Origin of the sequence: Catellatospora sp. NPDC049133 (assembly GCF_040648455.1) — a bacterium.
Taxonomy (GTDB): domain Bacteria; phylum Actinomycetota; class Actinomycetes; order Mycobacteriales; family Micromonosporaceae; genus Catellatospora; species Catellatospora aurea.
The window spans coordinates 121,456-145,292 of the sequence record NZ_JBEZDT010000001.1 but is presented as its reverse complement, the minus strand read 5'-3'; the positions used below and the strand labels follow the sequence as shown (position 1 = coordinate 145,292).

General features: G+C 72.8%; 28 protein-coding genes. 12 read left to right on the top strand and 16 right to left on the bottom strand.

The genetic code is table 11. The features are described 5' to 3' along the window. Window positions 1–130: 130 nt before the first annotated feature. A complete protein-coding gene (locus AB0B35_RS00680; protein ID WP_361038983.1) occupies window positions 131–823 on the bottom strand; it encodes a GNAT family N-acetyltransferase in 693 nt (230 codons plus the stop codon). Between the two features lie 245 nt (window positions 824–1,068). On the opposite strand from AB0B35_RS00680, the gene AB0B35_RS00675 reads away from it, so the two are divergent. The 6 genes from AB0B35_RS00675 (at window position 1,069) to AB0B35_RS00650 (ending at window position 4,537) form a co-directional block, all read left to right on the top strand. Next, window positions 1,069–1,653 carry a nuclear transport factor 2 family protein gene (locus AB0B35_RS00675; protein ID WP_361038980.1) on the top strand — a complete coding sequence of 195 codons (585 nt, stop codon included), beginning with the start codon at window positions 1,069–1,071 and terminating at the stop codon, window positions 1,651–1,653. An 80-nt stretch (window positions 1,654–1,733) separates the two neighbouring features. Continuing rightward, a complete protein-coding gene (locus AB0B35_RS00670; protein WP_361038978.1) occupies window positions 1,734–2,564 on the top strand; it encodes an aldo/keto reductase in 831 nt (276 codons plus the stop codon). Window positions 2,565–2,574: 10 nt separating this feature from the next. Beyond that, a complete protein-coding gene (locus tag AB0B35_RS00665) occupies window positions 2,575–2,985 on the top strand; it encodes a YkvA family protein (RefSeq protein WP_361038975.1) in 411 nt (136 codons plus the stop codon). Beyond that, window positions 2,982–3,206 (top strand): hypothetical protein, encoded by a 225-nt coding sequence (locus AB0B35_RS00660; RefSeq protein ID WP_361038973.1) that lies wholly within the window; start codon window positions 2,982–2,984, stop codon window positions 3,204–3,206. The genes AB0B35_RS00665 and AB0B35_RS00660 overlap by 4 nt, the downstream gene beginning before the upstream one ends. A 36-nt stretch (window positions 3,207–3,242) precedes the next feature. Next, the gene (locus AB0B35_RS00655; protein WP_361038971.1) at window positions 3,243–3,635 is read left to right on the top strand and encodes a VOC family protein; all 393 of its coding nucleotides are present in this window, start codon (window positions 3,243–3,245) and stop codon (window positions 3,633–3,635) included. Window positions 3,636–3,640: 5 nt separating this feature from the next. Further along, window positions 3,641–4,537: a DUF6301 family protein gene (locus tag AB0B35_RS00650; protein WP_361038968.1), complete on the top strand. Its 897-nt coding sequence runs from the start codon at window positions 3,641–3,643 to the stop codon at window positions 4,535–4,537. A 3-nt stretch (window positions 4,538–4,540) separates the two neighbouring features. On the opposite strand, the gene AB0B35_RS00645 is transcribed toward AB0B35_RS00650, so the two are convergent. Continuing rightward, window positions 4,541–6,115 (bottom strand): hypothetical protein, encoded by a 1,575-nt coding sequence (locus AB0B35_RS00645; RefSeq protein WP_361038965.1) that lies wholly within the window; start codon window positions 6,113–6,115, stop codon window positions 4,541–4,543. A 112-nt stretch (window positions 6,116–6,227) separates the two neighbouring features. Beyond that, window positions 6,228–7,343, bottom strand: a complete 1,116-nt coding sequence (locus tag AB0B35_RS00640) for a M20 family metallopeptidase (protein ID WP_361038962.1) — start codon at window positions 7,341–7,343, stop codon at window positions 6,228–6,230. Between the two features lie 137 nt (window positions 7,344–7,480). On the opposite strand from AB0B35_RS00640, the gene AB0B35_RS00635 reads away from it, so the two are divergent. Beyond that, the gene (locus AB0B35_RS00635; protein ID WP_361038960.1) at window positions 7,481–8,260 is read left to right on the top strand and encodes a GntR family transcriptional regulator; all 780 of its coding nucleotides are present in this window, start codon (window positions 7,481–7,483) and stop codon (window positions 8,258–8,260) included. 3 nt (window positions 8,261–8,263) lie between these two features. Here AB0B35_RS00635 and AB0B35_RS00630 read toward each other — a convergent pair whose 3' ends face one another. Next, complete coding sequence (locus AB0B35_RS00630) at window positions 8,264–9,241, bottom strand: NAD(P)H-dependent glycerol-3-phosphate dehydrogenase (protein ID WP_361039651.1); 978 nt, start codon at window positions 9,239–9,241, stop codon at window positions 8,264–8,266. A 108-nt stretch (window positions 9,242–9,349) separates the two neighbouring features. Next, window positions 9,350–9,751: a hypothetical protein gene (locus AB0B35_RS00625; RefSeq protein WP_361038957.1), complete on the bottom strand. Its 402-nt coding sequence runs from the start codon at window positions 9,749–9,751 to the stop codon at window positions 9,350–9,352. Window positions 9,752–10,005: 254 nt separating this feature from the next. On the opposite strand from AB0B35_RS00625, the gene AB0B35_RS00620 reads away from it, so the two are divergent. Next, window positions 10,006–10,587 carry an HD domain-containing protein gene (locus tag AB0B35_RS00620; RefSeq protein ID WP_361038955.1) on the top strand — a complete coding sequence of 194 codons (582 nt, stop codon included), beginning with the start codon at window positions 10,006–10,008 and terminating at the stop codon, window positions 10,585–10,587. Between the two features lie 46 nt (window positions 10,588–10,633). Here the strand turns inward: AB0B35_RS00620 and AB0B35_RS00615 are convergent, their stop codons facing one another. The 5 genes from AB0B35_RS00615 to AB0B35_RS00595 form a co-directional block, all read right to left on the bottom strand. Further along, window positions 10,634–11,926 carry an ATP-grasp domain-containing protein gene (locus AB0B35_RS00615; protein ID WP_361038953.1) on the bottom strand — a complete coding sequence of 431 codons (1,293 nt, stop codon included), beginning with the start codon at window positions 11,924–11,926 and terminating at the stop codon, window positions 10,634–10,636. Between the two features lie 174 nt (window positions 11,927–12,100). Beyond that, window positions 12,101–12,994: a DMT family transporter gene (locus AB0B35_RS00610; protein ID WP_361038950.1), complete on the bottom strand. Its 894-nt coding sequence runs from the start codon at window positions 12,992–12,994 to the stop codon at window positions 12,101–12,103. Between the two features lie 42 nt (window positions 12,995–13,036). Then, window positions 13,037–14,248 carry a glycosyltransferase 87 family protein gene (locus tag AB0B35_RS00605; protein ID WP_361038947.1) on the bottom strand — a complete coding sequence of 404 codons (1,212 nt, stop codon included), beginning with the start codon at window positions 14,246–14,248 and terminating at the stop codon, window positions 13,037–13,039. Further along, on the bottom strand, window positions 14,242–15,651 hold the full coding sequence (gene mptB / locus AB0B35_RS00600) for a polyprenol phosphomannose-dependent alpha 1,6 mannosyltransferase MptB (RefSeq protein WP_361038944.1): 1,410 nt from the start codon (window positions 15,649–15,651) through the stop codon (window positions 14,242–14,244). The genes AB0B35_RS00605 and mptB overlap by 7 nt, the downstream gene beginning before the upstream one ends. Window positions 15,652–15,854: 203 nt before the next feature. Beyond that, the gene (locus AB0B35_RS00595; protein ID WP_361038941.1) at window positions 15,855–16,457 is read right to left on the bottom strand and encodes a pentapeptide repeat-containing protein; all 603 of its coding nucleotides are present in this window, start codon (window positions 16,455–16,457) and stop codon (window positions 15,855–15,857) included. 180 nt (window positions 16,458–16,637) lie between these two features. On the opposite strand from AB0B35_RS00595, the gene AB0B35_RS00590 reads away from it, so the two are divergent. After that, window positions 16,638–17,036, top strand: coding sequence for a hypothetical protein (locus AB0B35_RS00590; RefSeq protein WP_361038939.1), 399 nt, complete (start codon window positions 16,638–16,640; stop codon window positions 17,034–17,036). A gap of 45 nt (window positions 17,037–17,081) precedes the next feature. Here AB0B35_RS00590 and AB0B35_RS00585 read toward each other — a convergent pair whose 3' ends face one another. The 5 genes from AB0B35_RS00585 to AB0B35_RS00565 all read right to left on the bottom strand — a co-directional run bounded on the left by AB0B35_RS00585 (window position 17,082) and on the right by AB0B35_RS00565 (window position 21,612). Further along, window positions 17,082–17,558, bottom strand: a complete 477-nt coding sequence (locus AB0B35_RS00585; RefSeq protein ID WP_361038937.1) for a hypothetical protein — start codon at window positions 17,556–17,558, stop codon at window positions 17,082–17,084. Between the two features lie 15 nt (window positions 17,559–17,573). Beyond that, complete coding sequence (locus AB0B35_RS00580; protein ID WP_361038935.1) at window positions 17,574–18,260, bottom strand: nucleotidyltransferase domain-containing protein; 687 nt, start codon at window positions 18,258–18,260, stop codon at window positions 17,574–17,576. Between the two features lie 446 nt (window positions 18,261–18,706). Continuing rightward, entirely contained in the window at window positions 18,707–19,147 is a 441-nt protein-coding gene (locus AB0B35_RS00575; protein ID WP_361038933.1) for a hypothetical protein, read from the bottom strand. 156 nt (window positions 19,148–19,303) lie between these two features. Beyond that, window positions 19,304–20,452, bottom strand: coding sequence for a glycosyltransferase (locus AB0B35_RS00570; protein ID WP_361038931.1), 1,149 nt, complete (start codon window positions 20,450–20,452; stop codon window positions 19,304–19,306). After that, window positions 20,449–21,612, bottom strand: a complete 1,164-nt coding sequence (locus AB0B35_RS00565) for a glycosyltransferase family 1 protein (RefSeq protein ID WP_361038929.1) — start codon at window positions 21,610–21,612, stop codon at window positions 20,449–20,451. The genes AB0B35_RS00570 and AB0B35_RS00565 overlap by 4 nt, the downstream gene beginning before the upstream one ends. Before the next feature lie 147 nt (window positions 21,613–21,759). Between AB0B35_RS00565 and AB0B35_RS00560 the strand changes: the two genes are divergently transcribed. Beyond that, window positions 21,760–22,137 (top strand): VOC family protein, encoded by a 378-nt coding sequence (locus AB0B35_RS00560; RefSeq protein ID WP_360530510.1) that lies wholly within the window; start codon window positions 21,760–21,762, stop codon window positions 22,135–22,137. Between the two features lie 6 nt (window positions 22,138–22,143). On the opposite strand, the gene AB0B35_RS00555 is transcribed toward AB0B35_RS00560, so the two are convergent. Beyond that, the gene (locus tag AB0B35_RS00555; RefSeq protein WP_361038926.1) at window positions 22,144–22,638 is read right to left on the bottom strand and encodes a MarR family transcriptional regulator; all 495 of its coding nucleotides are present in this window, start codon (window positions 22,636–22,638) and stop codon (window positions 22,144–22,146) included. A gap of 75 nt (window positions 22,639–22,713) precedes the next feature. Here AB0B35_RS00555 and AB0B35_RS00550 point away from each other — a divergent pair, with 75 nt between their 5' ends. Both AB0B35_RS00550 and AB0B35_RS00545 read left to right on the top strand, forming a co-directional pair. After that, entirely contained in the window at window positions 22,714–23,190 is a 477-nt protein-coding gene (locus AB0B35_RS00550) for a cupin domain-containing protein (protein WP_361038924.1), read from the top strand. A 9-nt stretch (window positions 23,191–23,199) separates the two neighbouring features. After that, on the top strand, window positions 23,200–23,817 hold the full coding sequence (locus tag AB0B35_RS00545; protein ID WP_361038922.1) for a DsbA family protein: 618 nt from the start codon (window positions 23,200–23,202) through the stop codon (window positions 23,815–23,817). Window positions 23,818–23,837: the final 20 nt, after the last annotated feature.

Genomic DNA, 23,837 nt, shown 5'->3' with positions numbered 1-23,837 from the left:
CGCCGACCGGCCCCGCAGCGCTCACCAACCCCAGTTCGACCTCGGACGGTCACCACGCATGATGACAATTGTCTACGTCCGTCTTTTCCGAACCAAGCGATTCGCGTGAGTGCGCGTCCCGAATGTCACGTTAGACATCAGTCGGTCGGCCGTGGACCATCGTGATTGGAGGCCGCGAACCGCTCAGCCCCATCAGCTCCAGGCACCGCGCCACACCCTCGACGGTTACTTCGAGGCGCGCCCGCTCCAGCCATACCTGCCTGGTCAGCCTCAGGCGGCGGATCACCCGCAGGCGGCCGCGGTCCTCGTGCCGCTCGATGCCGTCGTCGGTGTATCCGAGCTTCGCCGACACCCCCAGCGATGCGGCGTTGTCGGTGAACGCCGACGAGACCAGCTCCGTCGCGCCCAGGTGGGTGAACGCCAGGTGCGCGACGGCGGCCCGCATCTCGGCGCCGATGCCCTGCCGGTGATACCTCCGGCCCAGCCAGCTCCCCGTCGAGCACTCGGTGGTGATCGCGAGGTCGACCGCCTTGAGCAGCTGCACGCCGACCGGCGCGCCGTCGCGGAAGACCGTGAGCGGGAGCCGCCACTCCCGCGGCGTCCACTGGCCGAGCACGCTCCAGTGGTGCAGCACCACGGACCGGGCCCGCTCGGCCGGCGGCAGCTCGGACCACCGGATCCGGAACGGCATGTACGCCGGGTCGTGCACGCCGTCGGCGGCGACGTCGGCCAGTGCGGCCAGTTCCTCCGGGTCGGGCAGCCGCAACTCCAGGCGAGGGGTGCGCAACCGCAGCTCAGTGAGCGGAAAGTGATCGACCAACATGATTCCATGGTCGGGCTGGGCGCGAGCGGGGGTCAACGCGATTTCTGCGGCGGCCGACCACGTCGACGGCTTGGTGTCCGTACCGTATGGGCTGTTTGATCATTATTCGGGCTCTCTGATCCTTTGCTCCCGGCCGGTGGCGATCAACCGCGACGACCGGCCATCTCATTCCGCGCCCGCCAGGTGATCTACCCGATAACCCGGATCCTGGGGATCCGGGTCGCACCGCAGGTAGCGTTCCGACCATGTTGATCCAGGACCAGGCTGTCGCGTCCGCACCTTGGACCGGCCTTTCCATCGGCCAGTCGCCCGGGATCGTCCCGCTGCGCCGTCCCCAGGCCCCCGCGGTGCCCGGCACCCGCGCGGTCGTCGAGGAGTACCTGGCCAGGCTGGTGGAGGGCGACGCGGACCGCATCGCGGAGCTGTTCGCCGAAGAGGTCGAGTGCTTCGTCGCGGTGGCCGAGGCGGCGCCGTGGATGGCCAGCCGAGGGCTCGCCGCCGACTTCCTGCGCCTGACCATGCCGCGGTTCGAGCTCGGCCGGAGCTCGGTCGAGGCGGACAAGGTGCTGGTCGACGGTGCCGACGCGGTGGTGCTCGGGCACTTCATCCACGTGATCAAGCCGACCGGCCGCCGGCTGTCCTCGCCGGTCGCCATCCACCTGAGCGTGTCGGCCGGGCGCATCCACTCGATGCACCTCTACGAGGACAACGTCGCGCTGGTCTCGCGTATCCGCGGCAAGCGCCCCATCACCTCCTCCGCCTGCGCCGCGGCCAAGAACGCCCTGACCTTGACCGCCGCCGCGTCGGATTCCTCGCCGACGGGAGCCTGAACCAGGCCCTGGGCGGGTCCCGGAGCAGGCCGGGTGCGGCGGGACGTGACGGCGAGACGCGAGCGCGCGAGGATGACGGTATGAGCAACGAGACGACCGTGAAGCTCGGCCACGGCGCGGAGATGCCGCGCATCGGGCTGGGCACCTGGCCGATGGACGACGCCCAGGCCGCTCGATGCGTGGTGCAGGCCATCGAGGCGGGTTACCGGCTCTTCGACACGGCGGAGAACTACGGCAACGAGCGAGGTGTCGGCCAGGGCATGCGCGACGCGGGCCTGCCCCGCGAGGAGCTGTTCGTCACCACCAAGTTCAACGCCCGCTGGCATGGCCGCGACCTGGTGCGCCGGGCGTTCGACGCGTCCGCCGAGCGGCTCGGCGTCGACTACGTCGACCTGCTGCTGATCCACTGGCCGAACCCCGAGCAGGACCGGTACGTCGACGCCTGGAAGGGCATGGTCGCGCTGCTGGAGGAGGGTCGGCTGCGCGCCGTGGGCGTGTCCAACTTCAAGCCCGCCCACCTGGAGCGGCTGCGCGCCGAGACCGGGGTGCTGCCCGACGTGAACCAGGTGCAGCTCAGCCCGCGTATCGCCCGCAAGCTGCCGCGCGCCTACCACGCCGAGCACGGCATCGTCACCCAGTCGTGGAGCCCGCTCGGCCAGGGCCGGGAGCTGCTGGCCGATCCGGTGATCGCCGAGGTCGCGGCCGCGCACGGGCGCAGCCCGGCCCAGGTCGTGCTGCGCTGGCACCTCCAGCTCGGCCTGACCGCGGTGCCGAAGTCGGCCGATCCGCAGCGGATGCGCGACAACCTGGCCGTCTTCGACTTCGCGCTGAGCGAGTCGGAGCTGGACCGGATCTCGGGGCTCGACCAGGGGGAGCGGGCGGCGGTCGACTCCGACCTCGTCGGTCACTGAACGGCACCCCGTGCGGGAGCTGCTGATCGGCATCGGGGTCGGGTTGCTGGCCTCGTGGCTCGCGCTGGTCGTGGGCCTGCTGCTGGTGCGGCCCCAGGGCCCGCTGCTGGGCGAGGCGGTGCGGCTGCTGCCGGACCTGCTGCGGTTGCTGCGGCGGCTGGCCGCCGACCGCACCCTGCCCCGGGGCGTACGCATCAGGCTGGCGCTGCTGATGGCCTACCTGGCGCTCCCGTTCGACCTGATCCCGGACTTCCTGCCGATCATCGGGTACGCCGACGACGCGATCATCGTGGCGCTGGTGCTGCGCTCGACGGTGCGCCGCGCGGGGCTGGCCGCGGTCCGCCGGCACTGGCCGGGCACCGACGACGGCTTCGCCGCGCTGACCCGGCTGGCCGGGCTGGGCGACCGCACACCCGATTGAATCCCTCCCTTATCTCGTCCTATTACGACATCGGGGACACGCGATGGCAGTCGCACTCGCCGAGCCGGTTCCGCATCGACCTGGCCGGGGTGGACGCCGGGCCGGACTACCGGATCGTCGCGGCGCGCACCGGCACCATCCGGTTCATCGTGGACACCAACGTGGAGCCGACCGACGACAACATCGTCACCGTCAGCGCGTGGTCTCGCTGCCGTATGTGACTTGATCACGAAGCGGCGGTGGGCTAGACAGTGCGTATGACCGTGAAGATTCACAACGTGACCGTCGACGCCCGCGACGCCTATGCCCAGTCGCTCTGGTGGACGCAGGTCACCGGCTGGCAGGAAGCCCCTGACGACCCCAACGAGCCCGAGCACACCCACTGCTGGATCGGCCCCGGCGACGGGTCCCCCGGGCTGCTCTTCATCAATGTTCCGGAAGCCAAGGCGGTCAAGAACCGCATGCACCTGGACGTTCAGCCGACCGACCGCAACCGCGACCAGGAGGTCGAATGGCTGGTCGGGATCGGGGCGTCCATCGTGGCCGATCACCGCCAGCCCGATGGCCGCGGCTTCGTCCTCATGGCCGATCCCGAGGGCAACGAGTTCTGCGTGGAACGCAGCCAGGCCGAACGCGCCGTCTCCGCCTGAGCCCCGTGAACCACGTCCGACGCGTCGTCGACCCGCCGCCCGCGACCGTGTTCACCGTGCTGCGGGACCGGCGCTGGGGCTGGTCGGCCGCGGAGGTGCCGGCCCTCGCCGAGCGGCTGGGCTGGCGCATCGTCGGCCGGTACGACGGCGGGACGGCGTTCGCGTCGCCGCCGGCCGAGCCGACGGTGAAGCACCGCGTCGCCGCCGCCCGGGACCAGGTCCACTACGTGGACATCATGCTCACCGTACGGGTCCCCGAGCGCACCGAGCGGACCGAGGCGCAGCTGGACGCGGCGTTCGCCGACCTGGTCGCCGAGGCGGTCGGCGTCCTCGGGCCCGTCGGCGGGTCCACCGGCGGCCCGGTGCCGTCGCGCCGGTGGCGGCTGCCGTACGGCACGGTGGTCGTCACCCGTACCTCCTGGACGGTCTCGGCGACCTGGAGCCCGCCGGACCGCAGGTGGGCCGCGGCCGCCGAGGCGGGTGGCTACCCGCCGGGCGGCTGGGCCGACTTCGCCGCGCGCCTGCGGGACGACCTGCGCGGCCTGGACGGCGTCGTGCTGCTGCGCCACGGCTCCCGCATCGTGCAGCTCGCGTCCTCGTACGGCGTGCTGCACGCCGAGGTGGTCGCCGACCACGCCGCCGGGCCCGAGGCCGAACGCCTGTCCACCGCCCAGCAGGACGCGCTGCTCGGCCTGGGCTGGCGCGCCCCGCAGCCGCCCACCGATCCGAACTGGACCTGCCCGCCGCTGCGCCACCCGACCCCGGCGGACGTCGACGCGATGACCGCCCGCCTGACGGCGACGCTGCGCGACGTCCTGGCCGTCGAACGCCCCGGTCACCTGCTGGTGGAGTCCTGGGGCGAGGAACCGGACGAACCCCTGGACCTGGCGGTCTGCCGGTGACGGTCATCGGGCGCACCGGGCCAGCGCCCACTCGCCCTCGGTGACGAGCCGTCGCCAGTCCAGGGCGGTCGGATCGTCGCCGGTGGCGGCATCCAGGCGGGTCACCAGGTCCGCGAAGCTGATACCCCGTTCCACCGCCGAGCAGCGGGCGACCAGGCACAGGTAGGCCGCCTCCAGGGCGACCGAGAGGCCGTACGCGTCGGTCATCGGCTCGCCGCGGTGCGCGAACGCGTGCCGGGCCCGCACCGCGCGCGCCATGTCCCAGCGCGCCGTGCGCCGGGTCCGGGCGACCGTCGGCCCGGGCGCGGCGAGCAGGTCCAGCAGCTCGTCCCGGCGCTGCGCGAGCAGCCCGTTCCACCGGTACGCGGCCGCGACCTCGTCCCACCCCGGCCCGGTGAGCAGCGCGAGGTCGGCGCTGTCGCCGCCCGTGGTCCACGGCCCGCGGGTGGCCTTGGGGTTGGTCGGGACCGGTCGGCGCAGGTACCGCCGCAGGTGGCCGAAGTGGGCCCGGGGCGTGTGCGCGGCGACGAGTATGGCGGCGATCTCGATGGTGCGCGCGAACGTCGTGCGCTGCGCCCAGGGGCCCTCGTCGCACGCGAAGCCGACGTCGAGCAGCGGCAGCAGCGCCTGGAAGGCGTCACGCACCGAGCCCTTCGCGAGCTCGCGCAGCGCCAGCAGATACTGCAGCAGCAGTGTGTGCAGGACCGGGTCGCGCTCGGCGGCGGCCATCACGCGCTGGGCCGTCTTGCCGTCGACGGGCTCGGGCTGCTCGTACGCGAACCGCGGCGGCATCGGGAAGCGCACGGTCCGCCCCTTCGGGGCCGGGTACTCGTCGTGCACGATGACGAGCTGGTGCCCGATGGCGAACGGCTTGTTCGGCGGGCGCAGCTGGAGCTGGTAGCGGTCGAAGTGCTCCAGGAACGTCATCGCGGCGGCGGTCGGGTCGTGCGCGGTCACCTCGACGAGCAGGTAGCGGGCGCTGCGCGGGGCGTGTCCGGCGGTCTCGGCGGCGACGACGAGTTCCCGGAACGCCGGTTCCAGCGTCTCGAAGTACGGCTGCTCCCAGCCGAAACTCTTGATCATCGTGCCGCTCCGGGCGACCGGCACCGCCAGCCGGAAGGTGCGGGCGGCGGTCCGCTTGGCGTGCCACTTCTGCATCTCGTCGAGCTGGTCCTGGAACCGCTGCCCGTTGAGCAGGACCCGGTGCGCGCCGTGCAGGGTCTGCGGGCTGTAGCCGGCGAGCATCAGGCCGTGCGCCATGCGCTCGGCGCGGCGTACCGGATCGGCGGCCACCTCCGCGGCGGTCAGCCGCTGGAACATGGCCTTGGGTGTCTCCCGCCACTCCTCGTCGAGCAGCGCCGCGTACAGGGTGCTGCCGTTCAGCCGTCGCTTGTCGGTCCCGGTGGTCTCCACGGCGGCCAGTTCCCTGCGCAGCAGGCCGTCCGAGACGGGCCGCAGCCGCCAGCGGAAGTTCACCTCGGGGGAGAGCATCTCGATCCACCGCTGCAGGAACAGCCGCTGTTCCGCGGGCATCTTGACGTACTGCGAGTGCTGGAAACCGGCCTGCGGGGTCCACATGGGTCGTCTCGATTCAGGCGAGAGGCTGCGCCTCATGGCGGGCAGTGGGCGTCCGGGGCGGAAAAGGCGGGCGGACCGGGACCGGCCCGCCCGCGACCGGGCACCATGGCGATCACGCCTGAGCCCGGGGACGCAGCACCCGATCGACGAGTGCGGCGAGCAGTGTGGCCCGCTCGGCCATCGCGGGCAGGTCGACCCATTCGCCCTCGGCATGGGCGTTGCCGCCGACGGGTCCGAGCCCGTCGAGGGTCGGGATGCCGAAGCCGGCCGTCAGGTTGCCGTCGGAGGCCCCGCCGACGGCGACACCGGCGGGCGCGGCCAGGCCCAGTTCGGCCGCGACCACCCGGGCGAGTCGGTACAGCTGCGCCGAGGCGGTGGGCGGCAGCGCGGGCCGGCTGACGCCGCCGTGCACGGTCAGCCCGCTGCCCGCCAGGACGGGATGCAGGCCGCGCATCGCCCGGTCCACCCGCTCGAACTCGGCCTGGTGGAAGGCGCGCACGTCGACGGCGAGCCCGGCCGCCGCCGGGACGGTGTTCTCGGTGGTGCCCGCGGTGAGCACGGTCGGCGTCACGGAGGTGTCGCCGTCGCCGAGCCCGGCCACGGCGAGGACCTGGTGCGCCAACTCCACCCCGGCGTTGATCCCGCGCGCCGGGTCCAGCCCGGCGTGGGCGGCCCGGCCGGTCACCTCCAGCCGGTAGCGGGCGATGCCCTTGCGGGCGGTCTTCAGCGCGCCGTCGGCGCTGGGCTCGCAGATGAGTGCGGCCCGCGCGCCGTGCCCGGCCTGCTCGATGAGCGCCCGGGAGACGGGCGAGCCGATCTCCTCGTCGGCGTTGACCAGCACGGTGACCCCGTCCAGCGAGGGCAGCGTGGACAGCGCGTGGAACAGCTGGACCAGGCCCGCCTTCATGTCGAAGCAGCCCGGCCCGGTGGCCCGGTCGCCGTCGACCCGGAACGGCCAGCGGGCCAGGGTGCCCACCGGCCAGACCGTGTCGTGGTGCCCGACCAGGAGCACCCGGGTGTCGCCGTGCCGCCAGACCAGGTGGGCGCCGTGGCGTTCGGGGGAGCTGCCGAGCAGGCGGCTGCCGAGGGCGGTGACCGCGTCGGCGCTGTGCGCGGTGGCCCGCGGGTCCTCCGACGGCGACTCGACGGCGACCAGTGCGGCGAGGTCCTCGACCAGCCGGGGCAGCCGTGTCCGCAGGTCGCGCAGGGTGGGGGCGAAGTCTGACATGGGTTCCTCCGGCAGCTCGTTTACGTCGTCTAGATTGACTAGACAATGTAGATGTTGCGTATGATGGTGCAGTGGGCTTGGATCGGTTGTCAAGACATCGATCGCGGACGCGTCACAGCGTCAGGGAGGCGGAGCACGTGGAGACGGCCCGGAGTGCGGCGATGCCCGCGTACCAGCGGATCGCGGCGGCGTACCGCGGGCTGATCATCTCGGGGGAGCTGCGCCCCGACGACCGGCTGCCGACCGAGCACGAGATCGCCGACCGGTTCGGCGTGGTACGCCAGACCGTGCGCACCGGCCTCGGCATCCTGGTCACCGAAGGGCTGATCGTCGCCCGCCGGCCGCACGGCTACTTCGTGCGCCGCCGCGAGCACATGGTCTACCGGCCGCAGGAGAAGTCCCGCCCGCGCCCGGCCACCCCGGAGATGGACCGGTTCTCGCAGCAGATCGTCGCCGAGGGCCGCACCCCGCACCAGGCCATCGAGGTGTCACTGGTGCAGGCCGCGCCCGATCTCGCGCAGCGGCTGGGCATCATGGCCGGGCAGACCGTCGTGGCGCGCCGCCGGGTGCGGTTCATCAACGGCGAGCCGACCAACATCAACGACTCGCACTTCCCGATCGACCTGGTCAAGGACTCGGAGATCATGTCTCCCGCCTACCTGCCCCGGGGCACCGACCAGGTGCTGGCCGACCTCGGCTACCGGCAGGACCGGGCCATCGACGAGATCTTCATCCGGATGCCGACGCCCGAGGAGATCCACCGACTCAGCCTGGGCCCCGGCACGCCGGTCGCGGCCCACTACGACACCGGGTACACCGCGGCCGGGCAGCCCGTGCAGTGCACCCTCAACGTGCTGCCCGGCGACCGGCACAAGATCGTGTTCGAACGGCACTGGCAGGGAGAACCCGCCGGCTGACCGCTACTCCGGCCGGGTCTGCCGGCTCATCAGGGTGGCCAGGGCGGTCTTCGGGTCGACGCCCTCGTGGCAGATCCGCTCCACCTGCTCGGTGATCGGCATCTCCACGCCGTGCTTGTGGGCCAGGTCCCGGATGGCCAGGCAGCTCTTGACACCCTCGGCGGTGTACCGGGTGGCCGCCTGGGCCTGCTCCAGGTTCAGGCCGCGGCCCAGGTGCTCACCGAAGGTGCGGTTGCGGGTCAGCGGCGAGCAGCAGGTGGCGACCAGGTCGCCCAGCCCCGACAGGCCGGCGAAGGTGAGCGGGTCCGCGCCCAGCGCGACGCCGAGCCGGGTGGTCTCGGCGAGCCCGCGCGTGATCAGGGTGGCCTTGATGTTCTCGCCCAGCTCCATCGACGTGGCGATGCCGTACGCCAGGGCGATCACGTTCTTGACCGCCCCGCCCAGCTCGGCCCCGATGACGTCGTCGTTGGTGTACGGCCGGAAGTAGGGCGTGGTGATCGCCTCCTGCACGGCGGCCGCCCGGTCCAGGTCCGCGCAGGCGACCACGGCCGCGGCGGGCTGGCGCACGGCCAGCTCGGGGGCGATGTTCGGCCCGGTGACCACGGCGACCCGGCTCGGGTCGACACCGGCGGTCTCGACGATGACCTCGCTCATCCGCTTGGTCGTGCCCAGCTCGATCCCCTTCATCAGGGAGACCAGCGTCGCGCCGGCCGGGATCAGCCCGGCCCACGCGCTCAGGTTCGCGCGCAGCGTCTGCGAGGTCACCGCGAGCACGACCAGATCGGCCCCGGCCAGGGCGGCTGCGGGGTCGGCGGTCGCCGTCACGTTGCGCGGCAGTGCGACCTCGGGGAAGTAGTCGGGGTTGCGGCCGGTGGTGCGGATCGCGTCCGCGATGGACTCCCGGCGGGCCCACATGGTGACCTCGCCGCCCGCCTCGCCCAGGATCTTGGCGAAGACACTGCCCCAGGAACCGGCTCCCATGACCGCGGTCCGCACGCTGTGCCACCTTTCCGCCGCGGCCACGGCCGGGCACGATCACCGGCGTCCGGGCAGGCCGCCGTCGTCGCAGCGAATCATGCCATGCGGCCGTCAGGCGGGCCGGGGTCCGCCGGATGGATCGCGGCTCGCGCGCAGGGCCTGCTGCACCCGCAGCTCCATGTCGTGCAGCGCCTCGATGGCCCGCAGCTGCCCCGCGATCTCCGGGTCGGCGGTGGCGGGGCCCAGGCCGATGAGCCCGCAGCGCTCGCACTCGACCCGCGCGGCCGAGGCCGGGCAGGGCGTCTGCGTCGCGCAGTCGACGCAGGTGTGCACGGCGTCGACGGCGAGCACCTGGTCCGCGGTGATCGCGTCGAGGTAGCCGCATTCGGCGCACTGCCAGGTCACCTGCTGTGCCCAGTCCACGTCCCCGGTGTCGCCGAGTTCGTAGTCGAGGCGCTCGGCCGGGCCGACGAGGTCGCAGCCCGGGCAGCGCACGTAGGGACGTGGTCTCATGGCGCGCTCTCCCCGTGATCGCCCGACAGTGCGATGTGGACGTTAAACACGTAAGTGTTTCAGTGCGCCCACCGATCGGACGATCGTTGCGAGGCGAACAACCGAGGAGTCCCGTCGACGGCTGTGCCGCCATGGCCGTGCGGCGGGTGCCGGGCCGGGGGCGCGCGCCGGCCAGGTGAACAGCAGGCGAACAGTGGAAGGCTGATGCACGACATCGATTGAGCAGGGCGGTGTACCGGCATACCGTCAGCCTCGTGCCGCTGGTCATCGATCATCTCGTGCCCGCCCGGGCCATGTGCCTGGCCGACGAGCTGCTGGTCGATCTGCCGCAGCGGTGGTCACACTCCGCCGGGGTGGCGGGCCGCGCGGCCGATCTGGTCACCGCGGTCGACCCGGCCGATCGCGATCTACTGCTGTGCGCGGCCTGGCTGCACGACATCGGGTACGCCGCCGCGGCCCGCGACACCGGGTTCCACTCGCTGGACGGGGCACGCCTGCTGCGGCGGCTCGGCTGGCCGGTGCGGCTGTGCGCGCTGGTGGCGCACCACTCCGGGGCTTCTTACCTGGCCGCGGCGCAGGGCGTCGTCGGCATGGCCGAGTTCGAGGACGAGCGGTCGGCGGTGACCGACGCGCTGGCCTGCGCCGACCAGACCACGGGGGTACGCGGCGAGCCCGTGTTCCTGGAGGACCGACTGGCCGAGGTGCTGCGGCGGCACGGGGCCTCCTCGCCGCACGCGGCCGCCCACGAGGGCCGGGCACCGCACCTGCGGTCCGCCGCGAGCCGCGTGCAGGCCCGCCTGCTCGCCGAAGAGCACCTCCCGCGCGCGAAGCGTTAAGAAGGTGCCCTTCCTCTACGGAAAACGATAAGAAGGTGCCCTTCCTTCAGGCAGTCGGGGGGAGCGGGGCGACGGTCACGGCGCTGGTGAGGGTGGCGACCAGGGCCGTGGTGGCGGGCAGCAGGCTGCGTCCGTCCGGTGCGGACAGGCTCGTGGTCGACTCCAGGCGGGCCAGGATCGCACCCGGCAGCAGCGTCACGCCGAGCGCGGGCAGGCCGGTGACCTGGATTCCGGCGTACGAGTCGGGCCGTGGCACCGCCCGCACCACCCCGCTCGGCCCGGTCCAGCGGACCAGCAGGTGGCTGCCCGCGGTGGCGAGCACCGGCCGGGCCGCGTCGGCCGGGTCGAGCGGTTCGCCGAGCAGCGCCCGCAGGTGCTGGTGCAGGCAGGGGTCGAGCCCGTGCCGTTCCTGCAGCCGGCTCAGCAGCCACGACGAGCCCTGGATGCGCGGGTTGACCTCCAGGAACGCCACGTCGCCGCCGGACACCGCGATGTCGGCCCCGAACAACCCTCGGTGCCCCTGCGCGGCCAGCCACGCTCCGATGCGCTCGGTGTGCAGGTAGGCCTGGGCCAGCGCGCCGGGGTCGATGCGCGGCGTGGCGAAGTCGCTGCCGCAGTAGCCGCCGAACGCGTACCCGAGCTGCGGGATTCCGCTGATCTGCAACGACGCGGGCAGCAGGCGTACCCCGTCGGCGTGCACCACCCCGGCCACGTTGATCGTCACGTCTCCGGCGTAGCGCGACAGCAGCCACCGGGTCACGTGCGGGTGCGCCTGCCGTGCCGCGGCCAGCTCGGCGGCGTCGCGGACCAGGTAGGTGCCCTGCCCGCCGGCGCCGTTCGGGGTCTGCGCGATGAAAGGCGCGTCGAGCCGCCGGGCAACGGCGGTGAAGTCGAGTTCGTCCCGGTCGAGCGCCAGCGCCTCGGGCACCGGCACGCCGAGTCCCTGCAGCGCGGCGCGGATGTAGACCTTGTCCTCGGCCAGCCGCTCCACGACCTCCAGCGGCCCGGCGGCCAGCCGTACCCGGCCCGGCCAGGCCGCCGCGGCGGACTCCCACGCGGTGCTGGCACGCGGCGGCACCAGCAGTATCGGCCGGTCGTCGGCCGGGGCCTCGGCGAGCACCTTGGGGACGAAGTCGGCCAGCCGCGCCACGTCGCCGAAGCGCCAGCGGCGGCGTACGCCGTCGAGCCGTTCCAGCGACAGGGCCCGGGTGCCGGGCAGGTCGGCGTCGGCGTCGCCGGACAGCACGCAGACACACGAGGGGTGCTCGGTCAGCGGCGCCATCATGCCGGGGTACGCGCTGGCGGTCACCAGGCGGTAGTCGTGCAGGTCCCATGCCATGGCGGCAACTGTGGCCGATCCGGGGCGGCCGCGCCGCACGTCGCGAACGTACTTCCGGCTAACGCCGCAAGAACTCTTCGGCACGCCCCGGTGCGCCCCAAGGTCATCCGACTTGCCTGGCAGGTGTGCGTATCTTGGACGCGCTTTCGCCCAGGTGCCGGGCAAGTCGAGCGATCATGGGGTGTGGCTCGCGTCGGAGAGCACGCGCTGGGTGGGGGAGTAGGCGAGCAGCGCGACGCCGGCCGCGATGGCGGCTGCGGCCAGGGCCAGCGCCCACAGCGCGGCGAAGCCGGCCGGTGGGGCCTCGTCGAACAGGAGCGCGCCCCACAGCCAGCTCAGCACCGGGTCGGCGACGGTCATGGCGGTCAGCGCGGCGGGCAGCGAGCCGCTGCCGAACGCCTCCTGCGCCAGCACCGCCGCGACCAGGCCGGACAACGCCAGCGCGTACAGCGGCCAGTCCAGCGCGGCCGTCAGCGGTCCGCGGGTGGCGAGCTGGTCGGCGACGACGACGGTGAGCACGGCGGTGGTGCTGAACCCGGTGCCCGCGGCGACGCCGGTCAGCGCGGTGCGGGCGGTGCGCCCCGGGCGGCTGCGCGCGACGGTGAGCAGCACGGCGACGAGCACGATCGCGGCCAGCAGCACGGCGGGCAGCGGCTCGCGGCGTACCGTCTGCGCGACACCGCCCCGGGCCAGCACCAGCACCGCCAGGCCCGCGCAGACCGCGGCGGTGCCCAGCCAGTCCCGGGCCGCGGGCGGGCGGCCGGTGCGCGTGTACGCCATCGGCAGCGCGAACATCAGCTGCACCGCCAGCAGCGCCTGCACGATGGCGATGGAACCGGTGTGCAGCGCGGAGGCGTGCGCGGCGAAGCCCAGCACGTTGCAGCCGAGCCCGGCCAGCCAGACCGGGCTGCGCAGCAGCCGCGCGACGGTGCCGAGCACGGGCAGCCAGTGCCCGTCCGTGTCGCCGCGGGCCTGCGCCACGGCCCGGGTGACCCGGTGCTGCAGCGCGGCGGCCGCCGCGAACAACGCCGCCGCGAGCAGTCCCAGGATGGTGCTGAGGATGGTCATGGTTCCCCTTGCGCGCCGTCACGGCCGGACGGCGTGCGCGCATCATGACCGCGCGGCGAGTACGGTGATCGACTCTTGCGCCGCCGCCCGGTGAACGGTGGGCGTCGCCGCGCGCAGCGGCAGGAAGACGAGCAGACCGAGCGTGATCCAGACGTACGCGCTACCCCCGACGAAGCCGTCCGGGTCGCCGGACCTGTTCGCCCACAGCCACACCACGCTGCTGCACAGCACCACGTAGGCGGTCCCCGCCGACCACAGCAGCCTGCGGCGGCGGCGCGGCTCGGGCTCGCGCAGCCCCGCCCCGGCCAGCAGGATCAGCGCGGGTGCCACCCACACCAGGTGGTGCACCCAGGTGACCGGGCTGACCAGGCACGCGGCCAGGCCGGTGAGCGCGAACCCGCCCCAGACGTCGCCCTGGCGGGCCGCCCGGCGCACCCGCCAGGCCCACAGCGCCAGCACACATCCGACCGCGAGCAGCCAGAACACGGGATGCGAGGTTTCCGGGTCGAGCCGGGCGATCACGCCGCGCAGCGACTGGTTGGAGATGTAGAACAGATCCCCGATCCGGGCGGTGTCACCGAACGCCGAGGTCCAGAACGTCCACGACGGACCCGGCGCGACCAGCGCCGCCAGCAGCGTCGCGGCGATGGCCGTGGCGCTCGCGACGGCGGCGGCCCGCCGCCGTCCGGACAGCAGCAGGTAGACGATGAAGATCGCCGGCGTGAGTTTGATCGCGGCGGCCAGCCCGGTCCCGATGCCCGCCCAGCGGCTCCGGCCGCTCGTCAGCAGCCGGGCGTCGGCGAGCACCAGCGCGACGAGGACCAGGTTGACCTGGCCGAAGCTGACCGTGTCCCGGGCCGGCTGCAACGCGGCCAGCAGGCACGCGGCGACCCCGAAGGCGAACAGCCGCGGCCACCCGCGCTCCCGGGCGATCGGGTCGACCAGCCAGTACAGCACCAATGCGCAGGCCGCGGCGGTCAGCGCCACGTTCACCGCGATGACGGTGTGCCAGCCCAGCATGCTCATCGGCAGCATCACCACGGCCGCGAACGGCGGATACGTGAAGCCGTAGTGGGTGCCCGGCACGAGGTAGTCGTAGACGCCACCGCCCTCGTGCACCCAGTCGTTGACCGTGCCGTAGTAGACCAGCACGTCGAACCAGCCGCGATGCCCCGGGATCAGCGCGATGAACAGGCCCACGGCGGTGGCCAGCGCGAGCACGCACAGCAGGCGGGCGCGGGGCGTCTTCACCATGCGGCGGGCTCCGTTCCTCGGAAGGCGATGTCGCCGGTGGACAGGAACACGATCGGCACCGCCAGCAGCGCGCCGGTCAGCGCCGCGGCCAGTTCGTCCGCCGACGGAGTGAAGCCGTTCGGGAACACGGTCACGGTCAGCGCCAGGCAGGCCAGCGCGGTCCAGCGGCGGACCCGGCCGTCGGGCGGCGCGGCGGCGGCGATCGGCACCAGGCCCCACAGCAGATACCAGGGGCGCAGCGCGGGGCCGAGCAGCGCGAGCGCGGTCAGACTCAGGCCGAGGGCGTACACCAGGCCGAGCCGTCGGCGATGGTGCCAGGCCAGCAGCGTCGCGACCGCCGCGGCCGCCAGCCCGATCCAGCGCCAGGCCGGGATCGCCGACGCGGCCAGGTCGCTGCCCGCCGACTCCAGCAGGTTCCGGGTGATCCGGCCGACGGTGCTGCTCAGCGACCAGTTGTGGGCCGAGATCGGCGTCGCCAGCGAGCGCACCCACCCGTAGCCGGTCCCCGTCACAGCGGTCACCAGCGCGGTCGTCGCCGCCGCGAGGCCCACCGTCAGCGCGAGCGCCCGCAGTGTGGCCACCGGCCGGCTGAGCGCCGGACGCAGCGAGCGCTGCCACAGCCAGACCACCACGACCAGGCCGAGTGCCGCCGGGGCCTTCACCAGGCAGGCGAGCGTGATCGCGACGGCGGCCAGGGTGAACCGGCCCGCCGCGGCGGCGGTCAGCCCGGCGATGAGCAGGCCCAGCATCACCGCGTCGTTGTGCGCGCCGCTGACCAGGTGCAGCAGCACCAGCGGGTTCAGCGCGCCCAGCCACAGCGCCGCCGTCGGGTCCACGCCGCAGGTCCGGGCCAGCCGCGGCAGGCACACGATGAGCAGCACCACCCCGGCCAGCGCCACCGCCCGCATGCCGAACACCCCCAGCGGCACGTCCGTCGTGGTGAACCCGGACACCCCGGCGGCCAGGGACAGGAACGCCGGCCCGTACGGCGTCGGCGTGTGCTGCCAGATCGCGGGCACCTCGGCGAGCAGCGGCCCGCCCAGCGCCGACGGCCCCGCCTGGTAGACGTCGAGCCCCGCCGTGACCATCGCGCCCTGCGCCAGGTAGCTGTACACGTCCCGGCTGAACAGCGGCGGCATCGCCACCAGTGGCAGCGCCCACGCGGCCAGCACCAGCAGCAGCCCGCGAGGCGACGGCGGTTCACCGCCGCGCACCGCCCGGCCCAGCCGCCACCACGCCGCCGCCAGCAACGCGAGCCCGAAGTACGCGCAGACCAGCCCCAGACTTTGATACTGCCGCAGCTCACCCAGCCCCAGCGCGGGCGCGAGCGTGTCCCGCACCGGCAGCGCCCCCGCCGCCAGCCCACCCCCGGCCAGCGCCACCGACCCGACCAGCCCCAACACCAGACACCGCCCCGCCTCCCCACCCAGCCCGCGCGAAAGGAAGGGCACCTTCACATCGCTACGCGATGTAGAAGGCGCCCTTACCAACTTCGAAAGGTCGTGGAGGAGGGCAAACGGCACCCAGGCAGGGTGCCAGCAGGCGGTGTACGGCAGGCGACCTGGCACCCAACCGGCCGTGGCCGCCGGGTTGCCGCTCGCGACCGTCAGTCCCCGTCGATGGTGATGTCCAGCGCCGCGGCCAGCGTGTGCGCCAGCCCGGCCAGGTCGTGCGCGCTGACGCTCGCCCCGCGCAGGCTCGTCACGCTCCCGATGCCGCCCAGCTCGCACCGGCTGAACCGGGCCCCGGCGCAGTCGGCCTGGGCGAACTGCGCGCCCGACAGGTCGCAGCCGGTGAACGACGCTCCGCGCAGGTCGGCGTTGGTGAAATCGGCCCGGGTCAGGTTGCAGTCGACGAAGGCCACGTCCTTGAACGAGGTGAACCGGAACGTCGCCAGGTCCATCCGGCACTCCCGGAACGTCACGTCCCGCAGCGTGCCGTCGACCCACTGCAAACCGGTCAACCGGGCCAGCGACACCTCGACCCGCAGCAGGCCCGACTTGGTCGCCTTCAGGTTCGCCCAGTCCGAGGTCTCGACCAGGCAGTCGGTGAACATCGCCCGGTCCAGCACCGTACGGGCCAGGCCGGTCCGGGTGAACCGGCACTGCTCGAACTCGGCGGAGTCGGCGGCCTGCCCGGTCAGGTCCAGGTCGAGGAACGCCAGCCGCCGGAACGTGGCCTCGTCCTCCAGGTCGTGGTCCGGTGACACGGCGGTGTCCATGGCCGCCGGTGGGCGTGGCCGGGCGGGCACGCGGGATGAACGGATGGAGTCCCTGCTGATGGCTGACCGAGATGGCACGGATCGACCCTAACCGAGCGGAGCAGGCTTGCGTCGGGAGTGCATGTTCCGTACGTTTTCCCCGCGTTGTGCTGATCTTGTGGAGGGGCTTTGTCTTCCGTCGGTTCCTGGGACGGCCCGAAGGTGAAGGCTGCGCTGTTCGCTGCCCTGATCACCATGCCACTTCTCTTCATCAGGTGGTGGTTGCTCGTCATCTGCTGTTTCGTGGTATGGCTGCAGGCAACCATGTTCGGACTGATGAAGAGACGTGCATCAGGAGGAGAAGCAGGCGATTTGCGGTTATATGCCCAAAGGGTGGTAGGGGCAGGTGTCGGCATGACCGCAGGTTTCCTCGTGCTTGCCCAGGTTGCTCTGGTGTTCCGGCGGGCGTTCGAATTCTGGCTCTATCCGATGCTTGGGATCGCCCTGCTGGCCATCACGCAAACGGGAATCGCCCTGGTGAGAAGCCATTATCGAAAAGCGGGGCACGACATGAGCGGGTTCGCCTGACGTCCTCATGGTCCAGTCTGGTAAGTCATCCGACGCCGCGGCACCTCACCGCACGACGACCGCCCAGATGGGGAAGGGCGCTTGCTGAACAGCCCCGTCGTCCGTCGAGCTGTCGGACCTGATCACGTCGTCGAAGGTCACCAGGCCAGGGGACGGGTCGGCAGCGGCGAGTGCGACGATCTCGGCGGCGTCGGATGTGACGCGATACGTCCCGCCGAACGGCAGCCGGTCAGGGGAGGCAGAGGTCAACGAGCATCTCAACTGCCCGGCCTGCCCGTCGTACCAGGCATAGAAGGTGCCGCGGCGCGGCTGGTCGGAGAGACGGCGGCCCAATCCCCGCCGGACGAATTCCAGCGCCTGCACGGTCGCCTCGACGTCGACCGGGCCGCCGTCGGGGCCGTACCCCCAGGTGTTCAGCCGGACCTCTAGTTCCGGAGCGTCGGGACGCAGTGCCACCTCGGGGTCGTCGAGATATGCGCGGACCATTTCGGCCAGTGTCCGGGCGCGGTCACCATCGTGCACCGTCGGCTCCCTGTCTCACGTTCGTCGCAGCAGGTCGAGTTCGCCGCCCCAGGCGTCGAGCACGTCGCCATGGCCGCGGTCGCGGGCGAGCCGCTCCAGGTCGGGAAAGAGGCCGGCCGGGTCGTCGGCGACGCGGACCGGCAGGGTGGCGGCGTCCCACGGCTCGCCGAGCGGGAACGTCTCCAGCTCCCAGCGCAGGTACTTGTTGTACGGGCGCACCCGGCCGTGCAGCGCGAACAGGGTGAACAGGAACCAGGAGACGCTCTCCATCTCCTCCAGCCGGGCCAGGTCGGCGCGGCCGTCGCGGTGGTTCTTCGCCGCGCGGTAGATGAAGTTGACGTACCCGTCGAGGTACTCCCGCGACCACTCGGCCGACTCCGCCGGGGTCGGCGTCGCCTGCGCGTGGGCCAGTTCCGTGATGAGCCCGTCGAGCCGGTCGAGCAGCACCTGCGCGCCCCGGTACACGTAGCGTTCCCAGATGTTCGACGTGTCGGCCAGCTCGTCGACCGTGCACACGATCTCGTCCATGTCGGACGTCTTCCGGGTATGCGTCCACTGCCCTGCGCGCTCGTCCACCACCACGATCACGTCATGGTCGGAGTGGACGGTGGCCATGCCGCGCGCCATCGAACCGGTCAGGATCACACCGCGAACGGCGGGATCGGCCTCGGCGCGGGCGAGGAGGTCCTCATACGCTCCCATCCGGCCAGCATCCCAGCGGTGGCAACCGGTTTCGGCGGGACGGCGGCACTCGGTCCGGCACGAACGTGCCGCGGCCGGGGAGCCGACCACCACGCCCCGGTCCCGGAGCAGCGTCATCACACGGGCGATGGTGGCGAAGTGGACGGAGTGCCGCCTGGTCAGCTCGACCGCGCACACGTCGTGCTGAGGATAGGGGCCTGTCCGAGGGGTTCTCGGCCAGGCCCCAACCTTGTACGGGTGTACGGCTGCGTGCGGCGAAAGTCGGGGTTCTGCGGGTCTTCGCGGGGAAGGCCGCGAGCCGCTGAGCGGCCTGAATCCCACCTCGGCAGCCGCACCGGGGCTGCCTGCGCGATCCCCGTCCCGGACTTTGCGCGATGCTGTGGCAACCGCCGGATCACCGTCCCCCGGGCCGATCACTCGCGCCAGGAGGGCGATGCGGGCAGGAGTCAGCGGTAGTAAGACCTCTCGTCCTCCGGGTACAGGTGCACCGTATTGCCGTACGCATCCACCTCTTCCGGCACGATGTCGACCCTGGTGATGGCCTGGTTGGCGGGATCGGTGCTCTGGCCGCCGGCGAGGGTGACCGGGTCAAGGTCGAACCACCTGTTGACACTGCCGGCGCACGTTGTGGGCACCCAGCCGTAATCCCAGAGGTAGTTGTTCGCGCTGTGCCCCTCGAAAGAGCCGCTAGCGCAGTATCCAGCACGCACGTAGAGGCGAACGTTGTTAAGTGATACCGACCGATTGTGCCACGTGAAGGTGCCTTCAATTCGGACGATCAGCGTCGCGCCGCCGCCGTGATAGTGGCTGACGGAGAACGATGCGGCGCTGGCCTGTGCCGGCGTCGCTGCGACTGCACTGGCTGCGAACGCGGTCATCAGGCTCACGGCGAATCCGAATAGCCGTCGCTTCAAGGAAACCTCCATAGCTAGGGATGATCGATATCTTAGGTATCGATCAGTGAGCCGTGTGCCCCGTCGACGGGCCGACAACCGCTGGCCGCGCTTTATGGTTGAGCACTGAGCCCCCGATGGCGCTGATTGCTACCGAGTCCGGCTCGCCACCGGTCCGGCGGCGCGGTCGAGGGCGGTGTGCACGGCGAGGAAGCCGCGCACGGCGGTGTCCCAGCCGAAGAGTTCGGCGCGGGTGCGGGCGGCGTCGCGGCGGCGGCGTTCGTCGCGGTCGAGCAGCCGCAGCACCCCGTCGGCGAGGTCCTCGCCCGCGACCGCGACCCCCGCGTCGCCGACCACGGCGGGCAGCGCGCTCGACGCGCTCACCACGGCCGGGGTGCCGCAGGCCATTGCCTCCAGCGCGGCCAGGCCGAACGTCTCCATCGGGCCGGGCGCGAGCACCAGATCCGCACTGGCCAGCAGCGCCGCCAGCCGTTCCCGATCACTGATCCACCCGGTGAACGCCACCGGCAGCCCCGACGACGCGGCCTGGAGCCGGGACCGCAGCGGCCCGTCGCCCGCGATCACGAGCCGGGCGCGCACGCCGCGGTCGAGCAGCGTGCGCAGCGTGGTCAGCGCACGTTCCGGCCGCTTCTCCGGCGACAGGCGTACGCAGCAGACCAGCAGCAGTTCGCCGCCGGGCACGTGTTCGCCGCGCACCAGCGGGTCGCGGCGGTCGGGGTGGAACAGGTCGAGGTCGACGCCGAGCGGCACCTGCGTGACGTTGTGCGCGCCGACGCCCGTGAACTCGCCCGCTGCCCAGGCGGTGGTGCAGACCACCTGGTCGTACGCGGCGGCGCTGGCGCGGTTGAGCCCGGCCGCCACCCGGGCGCGCACCGGGGCGGGCAGCTTCACGACGCCGAGCAGGCCGTCGACGCTCTCGTGCGACACCATCACCGACGGCACGCCGTGGCGGCGTGCCCAGGCCCCGGTCCAGCGCAGGGTGGTGCGGTCGGACACCTCGATCCGGTCCGGCGCCAGGTCCGCCAGCAGCCGGGCGAGCGGCGCGCGACGTACCAGCATCCGGTAGCCGCCGCCCAGACCGGGCGCGACCGGACCGGGCAGGGTGATGACGCGGCCCTGCTCGTTAGGCTCGTCGGTGTGCCGCGGTCCGGGCACGACGAGCACCGGCTCGTGCCCCGCCGCCGCGTATCCGCGGCCCAGTTCCCGCAGCGCGGTGCGCAGGCCGCCGGAGCTGGGCGTGACGAAGTTGGCCAGGCGCACGATGCGCAGGCCGGTCACGGGGCGGGCACCGGGACGGCGACGGGCGCGGCGAGCCGGCCGGGCGCGCGTACCGCGTCGGCCGCGGCGGCATAGTGGCCGATCAGCTCGTCGCCCAGCGCCGACCAGGTCCGGGTGCCCACAGCCGCCCGGCCGGCCTGCCCGTAGGCGCGGCGTACGGTGGGGTCGGCGAGCGTCCCGACCGCCGACGCGAACGCGGCGGGGTCGTCCGGGGTCACCAGCAGCCCGTCGACGCCGTGGCGGACCAGGTCGAGCGGGCCGCCGATCGCCGGGGCGACCACGGGCACGCCGCTGGCCTGGGCCTCCTGCACGGTCTGGCAGAACGTCTCGTGCGGTCCGGTGTGGACGAAGACGTCGAGGCTGGCGTACAGCCGGGCCAGGTCGGTGCCCCGGCGGGTGCCCAGGAAGGCCGCCTGCGGCACGGCGCGGCGCACCGCGTCGCGGGTCGGGCCGTCGCCGACCACGACGACGCGCACGCCGGGCAGCGCGGCGGTCTGCGCGAGCAGGTCGACCCGCTTCTCGCGGGCCAGCCGGCCGACGTAGCCGACGATCAGCTCGCCGCCGGGGGCGAGTTCGGCGCGCAGCGCCTCGTCACGGCGCGACGGGTGGAACAGGCCGGTGTCGACGCCGCGGCCCCACCGGCCGACGTTCGGCACGCCGTGCGCGACGAGTTCCGCGCCGGTCGTCGACGACGGGGCGAGGGTGAGCGCGGCGCGGCCGTGCACGTGCCGGATCCAGCGCCAGGCCAGCGCCTCCCCGGTGGCCACGCCGTACGCGCGGGCGTAGCCGGGCACGTCGGTCTGGTAGATCGCGACGACGGGCACACCGAGGTCGGCGGCGGCCTTCGCGCCCCACGCGCCGAGCACGAACGGGCTGGCCAGGTGCACGACGTCGGGCCGGTGCCCCGCGAGCGCCTCCCGGAGGCGGCGCGTGGGCCAGGCCAGGCGCACGTTGCCGTAGCCGGGCAATGGCAGTGAGCCCAGCCGGACCACGGGGTACGGCTTGCCGGTGACGGCCCGGCTCGCCCGCGGAGCCGGCTTCGGCGCGATCACCATCGGCTGGTGGCCGCGCGCGAGCAGATGGTCCGCGACGCGGGCGACGGAGTTCGCGACGCCGTTGACGTCCGGGGAGAACGACTCGGTGATGATCGCCACGCGCATGGCGGTGACGCTAGGTTCGCCGTCCGGACGCGGGGCGAAGAGCCGGAGTCGCGACGGCGAAGACCAGTGGAACGGTGGAGCCGCGGTGGCGGGTTCCGGGCGGTCGGCGGACGGTGGTGCGGGCATGGTCGGCCTAGGATCGGGGCCATGCTGGCTGAACTGCAGTGCGTGGTGCTGGACTGCCGTGACCCGAAGCGGCTCGCCGAGTTCTACCGGTCGCTGCTCGGCGGCGTCGTCGACCAGCCCGACCGGCGCTGGTCGCTCGGCGACGACTGGTCGACGCTGCACGCCCCGAACGGGCTGGTGCTCGCGTTCCAGCGGGTGGCCGAGTACCAGCCGCCGCAGTGGCCGGACCCCAGCAAGCCGCAGCAGTTCCACCTCGACTTCGGCGTGCCGGACCTGGACACCGCCGAGGAGGAGGTGCTGGCCTGCGGCGCCGCCGTGCTCGACGCGGGTTCGCCGGGCCAGAGCTGGCGGGTGTACGCCGACCCGGCCGGTCACCCGTTCTGCCTGGTCCGGCACTGAGCCGTGTCAGCGGGCGACGGCGGCGGCGAGTTCGCGCAGCAGGTCGCCCAGGCGGCGGGCGTCGGCGGGGTCCAGGCGGCTGAGCGCCTCGCGCTGCACCGCGAGCCCGGCCGCGACGGCTTCGTCGATCAGTTCCCGGCCGGCCGGGGTGAGCTGCGCGCGCAGTGAGCGCCGGTCGCCCGGATCGGGGGTACGCGTGATGAGCCCGGCCGTCTCCAGCTTGTCCAGCCGCCCGGTCATGCCGCCGGTGGTGAGCATCAGGGTGTCGGACAGCTGCTTGGGGGAGAGGTTGAACGGCTCCCCGGCGCGGCGCAGCGTGGCCAGCACGTCGAACTCCCCGCGTCCGATGCCGAGGCGCTGGTAGGTCCGCTCCATACGGTCGCCGATGGCGGCGGCGACCCGGTAGACGCGCCCGAAGACCTCCATGGGCAGCAGATCGTCGAGGTCGGGGCGCTCGTCGCGCCACTGGTCGATGATCACGTCGACGGCGTCCTTGGTCATGAGCAGATGGTAACTTGACGGAAACTAGCTTAGTGGTAAGTTACTTGTAAGCTAGTTGATGAGAGGGAGGCAGCCATGACGTACACCGGCGACCTCGGCGCGGTCAGCGCCGCGTACCACCCGTCCGGCGCGGCGGAGCAGGCGGTCATGGGCTCGGGCTCCACCGGGCGCTTCGTGGCCCCGGGCAGCGTCACCCAGGGACGCTTCGGCCTCTACGAGTGGCACATGCCGGCCGGGGCCGGCGGAGCCGACGCGCACTTCCACCGCACCTTCTCCGAGTCCTTCTACGTCATGACCGGCACGGTGCGGCTGTTCGACGGCGCGCGCTGGGTCGACGCCTCGGCCGGCGACTTCCTGCACGTGCCCGAGGGCGGCGTGCACGGCTTCCGCAACGACAGCGGCGCCGCCGCCTCGATGCTCATCCTGTTCGCTCCCGGCATCACCCGGGAGACCTACTTCCGCGAGCTCGCCGACATCGCCACGAGCGGGCGGCAGCTGTCCGAGGACGAGTGGACCGACCTGTTCGCCCGCCACGACCAGTACCGCGCCTGAGGAGGCCCGATGACGACGTACGCCGACATGTGGTTCGACCCGAAGTGCCCCTGGGCCTGGAACACCTCGCGCTGGCTGCTGGAGGTCGAGCAGGTCCGCGACGTGCGGGTGCGCTTCCATGTGATGAGCCTGTGGCTGCTCAACCACGGCCGCGAGGTCGACCCCTGGTATCGCGGCTGGCTGGCCGACACCCTGGGCCCGGTCCGCGTGGTCACCGCGGTGCAGCAGAAGTTCGGCGACGATGTCGTACGCGACTTCTACACCGCCCTCGGCGACCGGATCCACCGCGACAAGACCCCGATCGGCCCCGACCTCTACACCGCGGCCCTGTCCGACCTGGGCCTGCCCGCCGAACTCGCGGCCGCGGCCGACGTGCCCGACCACGACGAGGCCCTGCGCCGCAGCCACGACGCAGGGCTGCACCCGGTCGGCGAAGACCTCGGCACCCCCACGATCCACGTCCCCGGTCCCGACGGCACGCTCAACGCCTTCTTCGGCCCGGTCGTCACGCCGGTGCCCCGCGGCGAGGCCGCCGGCCGCCTCTGGGACGGCGTCCTGCTCGTCTCCGCCACCCCCGGCTTCTACGAACTCAAACGGGGCAACCGCCCCCGCCCGACCGTCTCCTGAACCCACCCGAGAGCAAGGAA

Bases quoted from the DNA above. Each gene is read 5' to 3' on its own strand.
- AB0B35_RS00645 (WP_361038965.1), bottom strand. From the start codon at position 6,115: ATGTGGACCCCGCAGGCCGGTTTCCAGCACTCGCAGTACGTCAAGATG.
- AB0B35_RS00550 (WP_361038924.1), top strand. From the start codon at position 22,714: ATGACGTACACCGGCGACCTCGGCGCGGTCAGCGCCGCGTACCACCCG.
- AB0B35_RS00545 (WP_361038922.1), top strand. From the start codon at position 23,200: ATGACGACGTACGCCGACATGTGGTTCGACCCGAAGTGCCCCTGGGCC.
- AB0B35_RS00560 (WP_360530510.1), top strand. From the start codon at position 21,760: ATGCTGGCTGAACTGCAGTGCGTGGTGCTGGACTGCCGTGACCCGAAG.
- AB0B35_RS00630 (WP_361039651.1), bottom strand. From the start codon at position 9,241: ATGGGAGCCGGTTCCTGGGGCAGTGTCTTCGCCAAGATCCTGGGCGAG.
- AB0B35_RS00655 (WP_361038971.1), top strand. From the start codon at position 3,243: ATGACCGTGAAGATTCACAACGTGACCGTCGACGCCCGCGACGCCTAT.
- AB0B35_RS00680 (WP_361038983.1), bottom strand. From the start codon at position 823: ATGTTGGTCGATCACTTTCCGCTCACTGAGCTGCGGTTGCGCACCCCT.
- AB0B35_RS00640 (WP_361038962.1), bottom strand. From the start codon at position 7,343: ATGTCAGACTTCGCCCCCACCCTGCGCGACCTGCGGACACGGCTGCCC.
- AB0B35_RS00610 (WP_361038950.1), bottom strand. From the start codon at position 12,994: ATGACCATCCTCAGCACCATCCTGGGACTGCTCGCGGCGGCGTTGTTC.
- AB0B35_RS00615 (WP_361038953.1), bottom strand. From the start codon at position 11,926: ATGGCATGGGACCTGCACGACTACCGCCTGGTGACCGCCAGCGCGTAC.
- AB0B35_RS00555 (WP_361038926.1), bottom strand. From the start codon at position 22,638: ATGACCAAGGACGCCGTCGACGTGATCATCGACCAGTGGCGCGACGAG.
- AB0B35_RS00675 (WP_361038980.1), top strand. From the start codon at position 1,069: ATGTTGATCCAGGACCAGGCTGTCGCGTCCGCACCTTGGACCGGCCTT.
- AB0B35_RS00580 (WP_361038935.1), bottom strand. From the start codon at position 18,260: ATGGGAGCGTATGAGGACCTCCTCGCCCGCGCCGAGGCCGATCCCGCC.
- AB0B35_RS00625 (WP_361038957.1), bottom strand. From the start codon at position 9,751: ATGAGACCACGTCCCTACGTGCGCTGCCCGGGCTGCGACCTCGTCGGC.
- AB0B35_RS00670 (WP_361038978.1), top strand. From the start codon at position 1,734: ATGAGCAACGAGACGACCGTGAAGCTCGGCCACGGCGCGGAGATGCCG.
- AB0B35_RS00565 (WP_361038929.1), bottom strand. From the start codon at position 21,612: ATGCGCGTGGCGATCATCACCGAGTCGTTCTCCCCGGACGTCAACGGC.
- AB0B35_RS00605 (WP_361038947.1), bottom strand. From the start codon at position 14,248: ATGGTGAAGACGCCCCGCGCCCGCCTGCTGTGCGTGCTCGCGCTGGCC.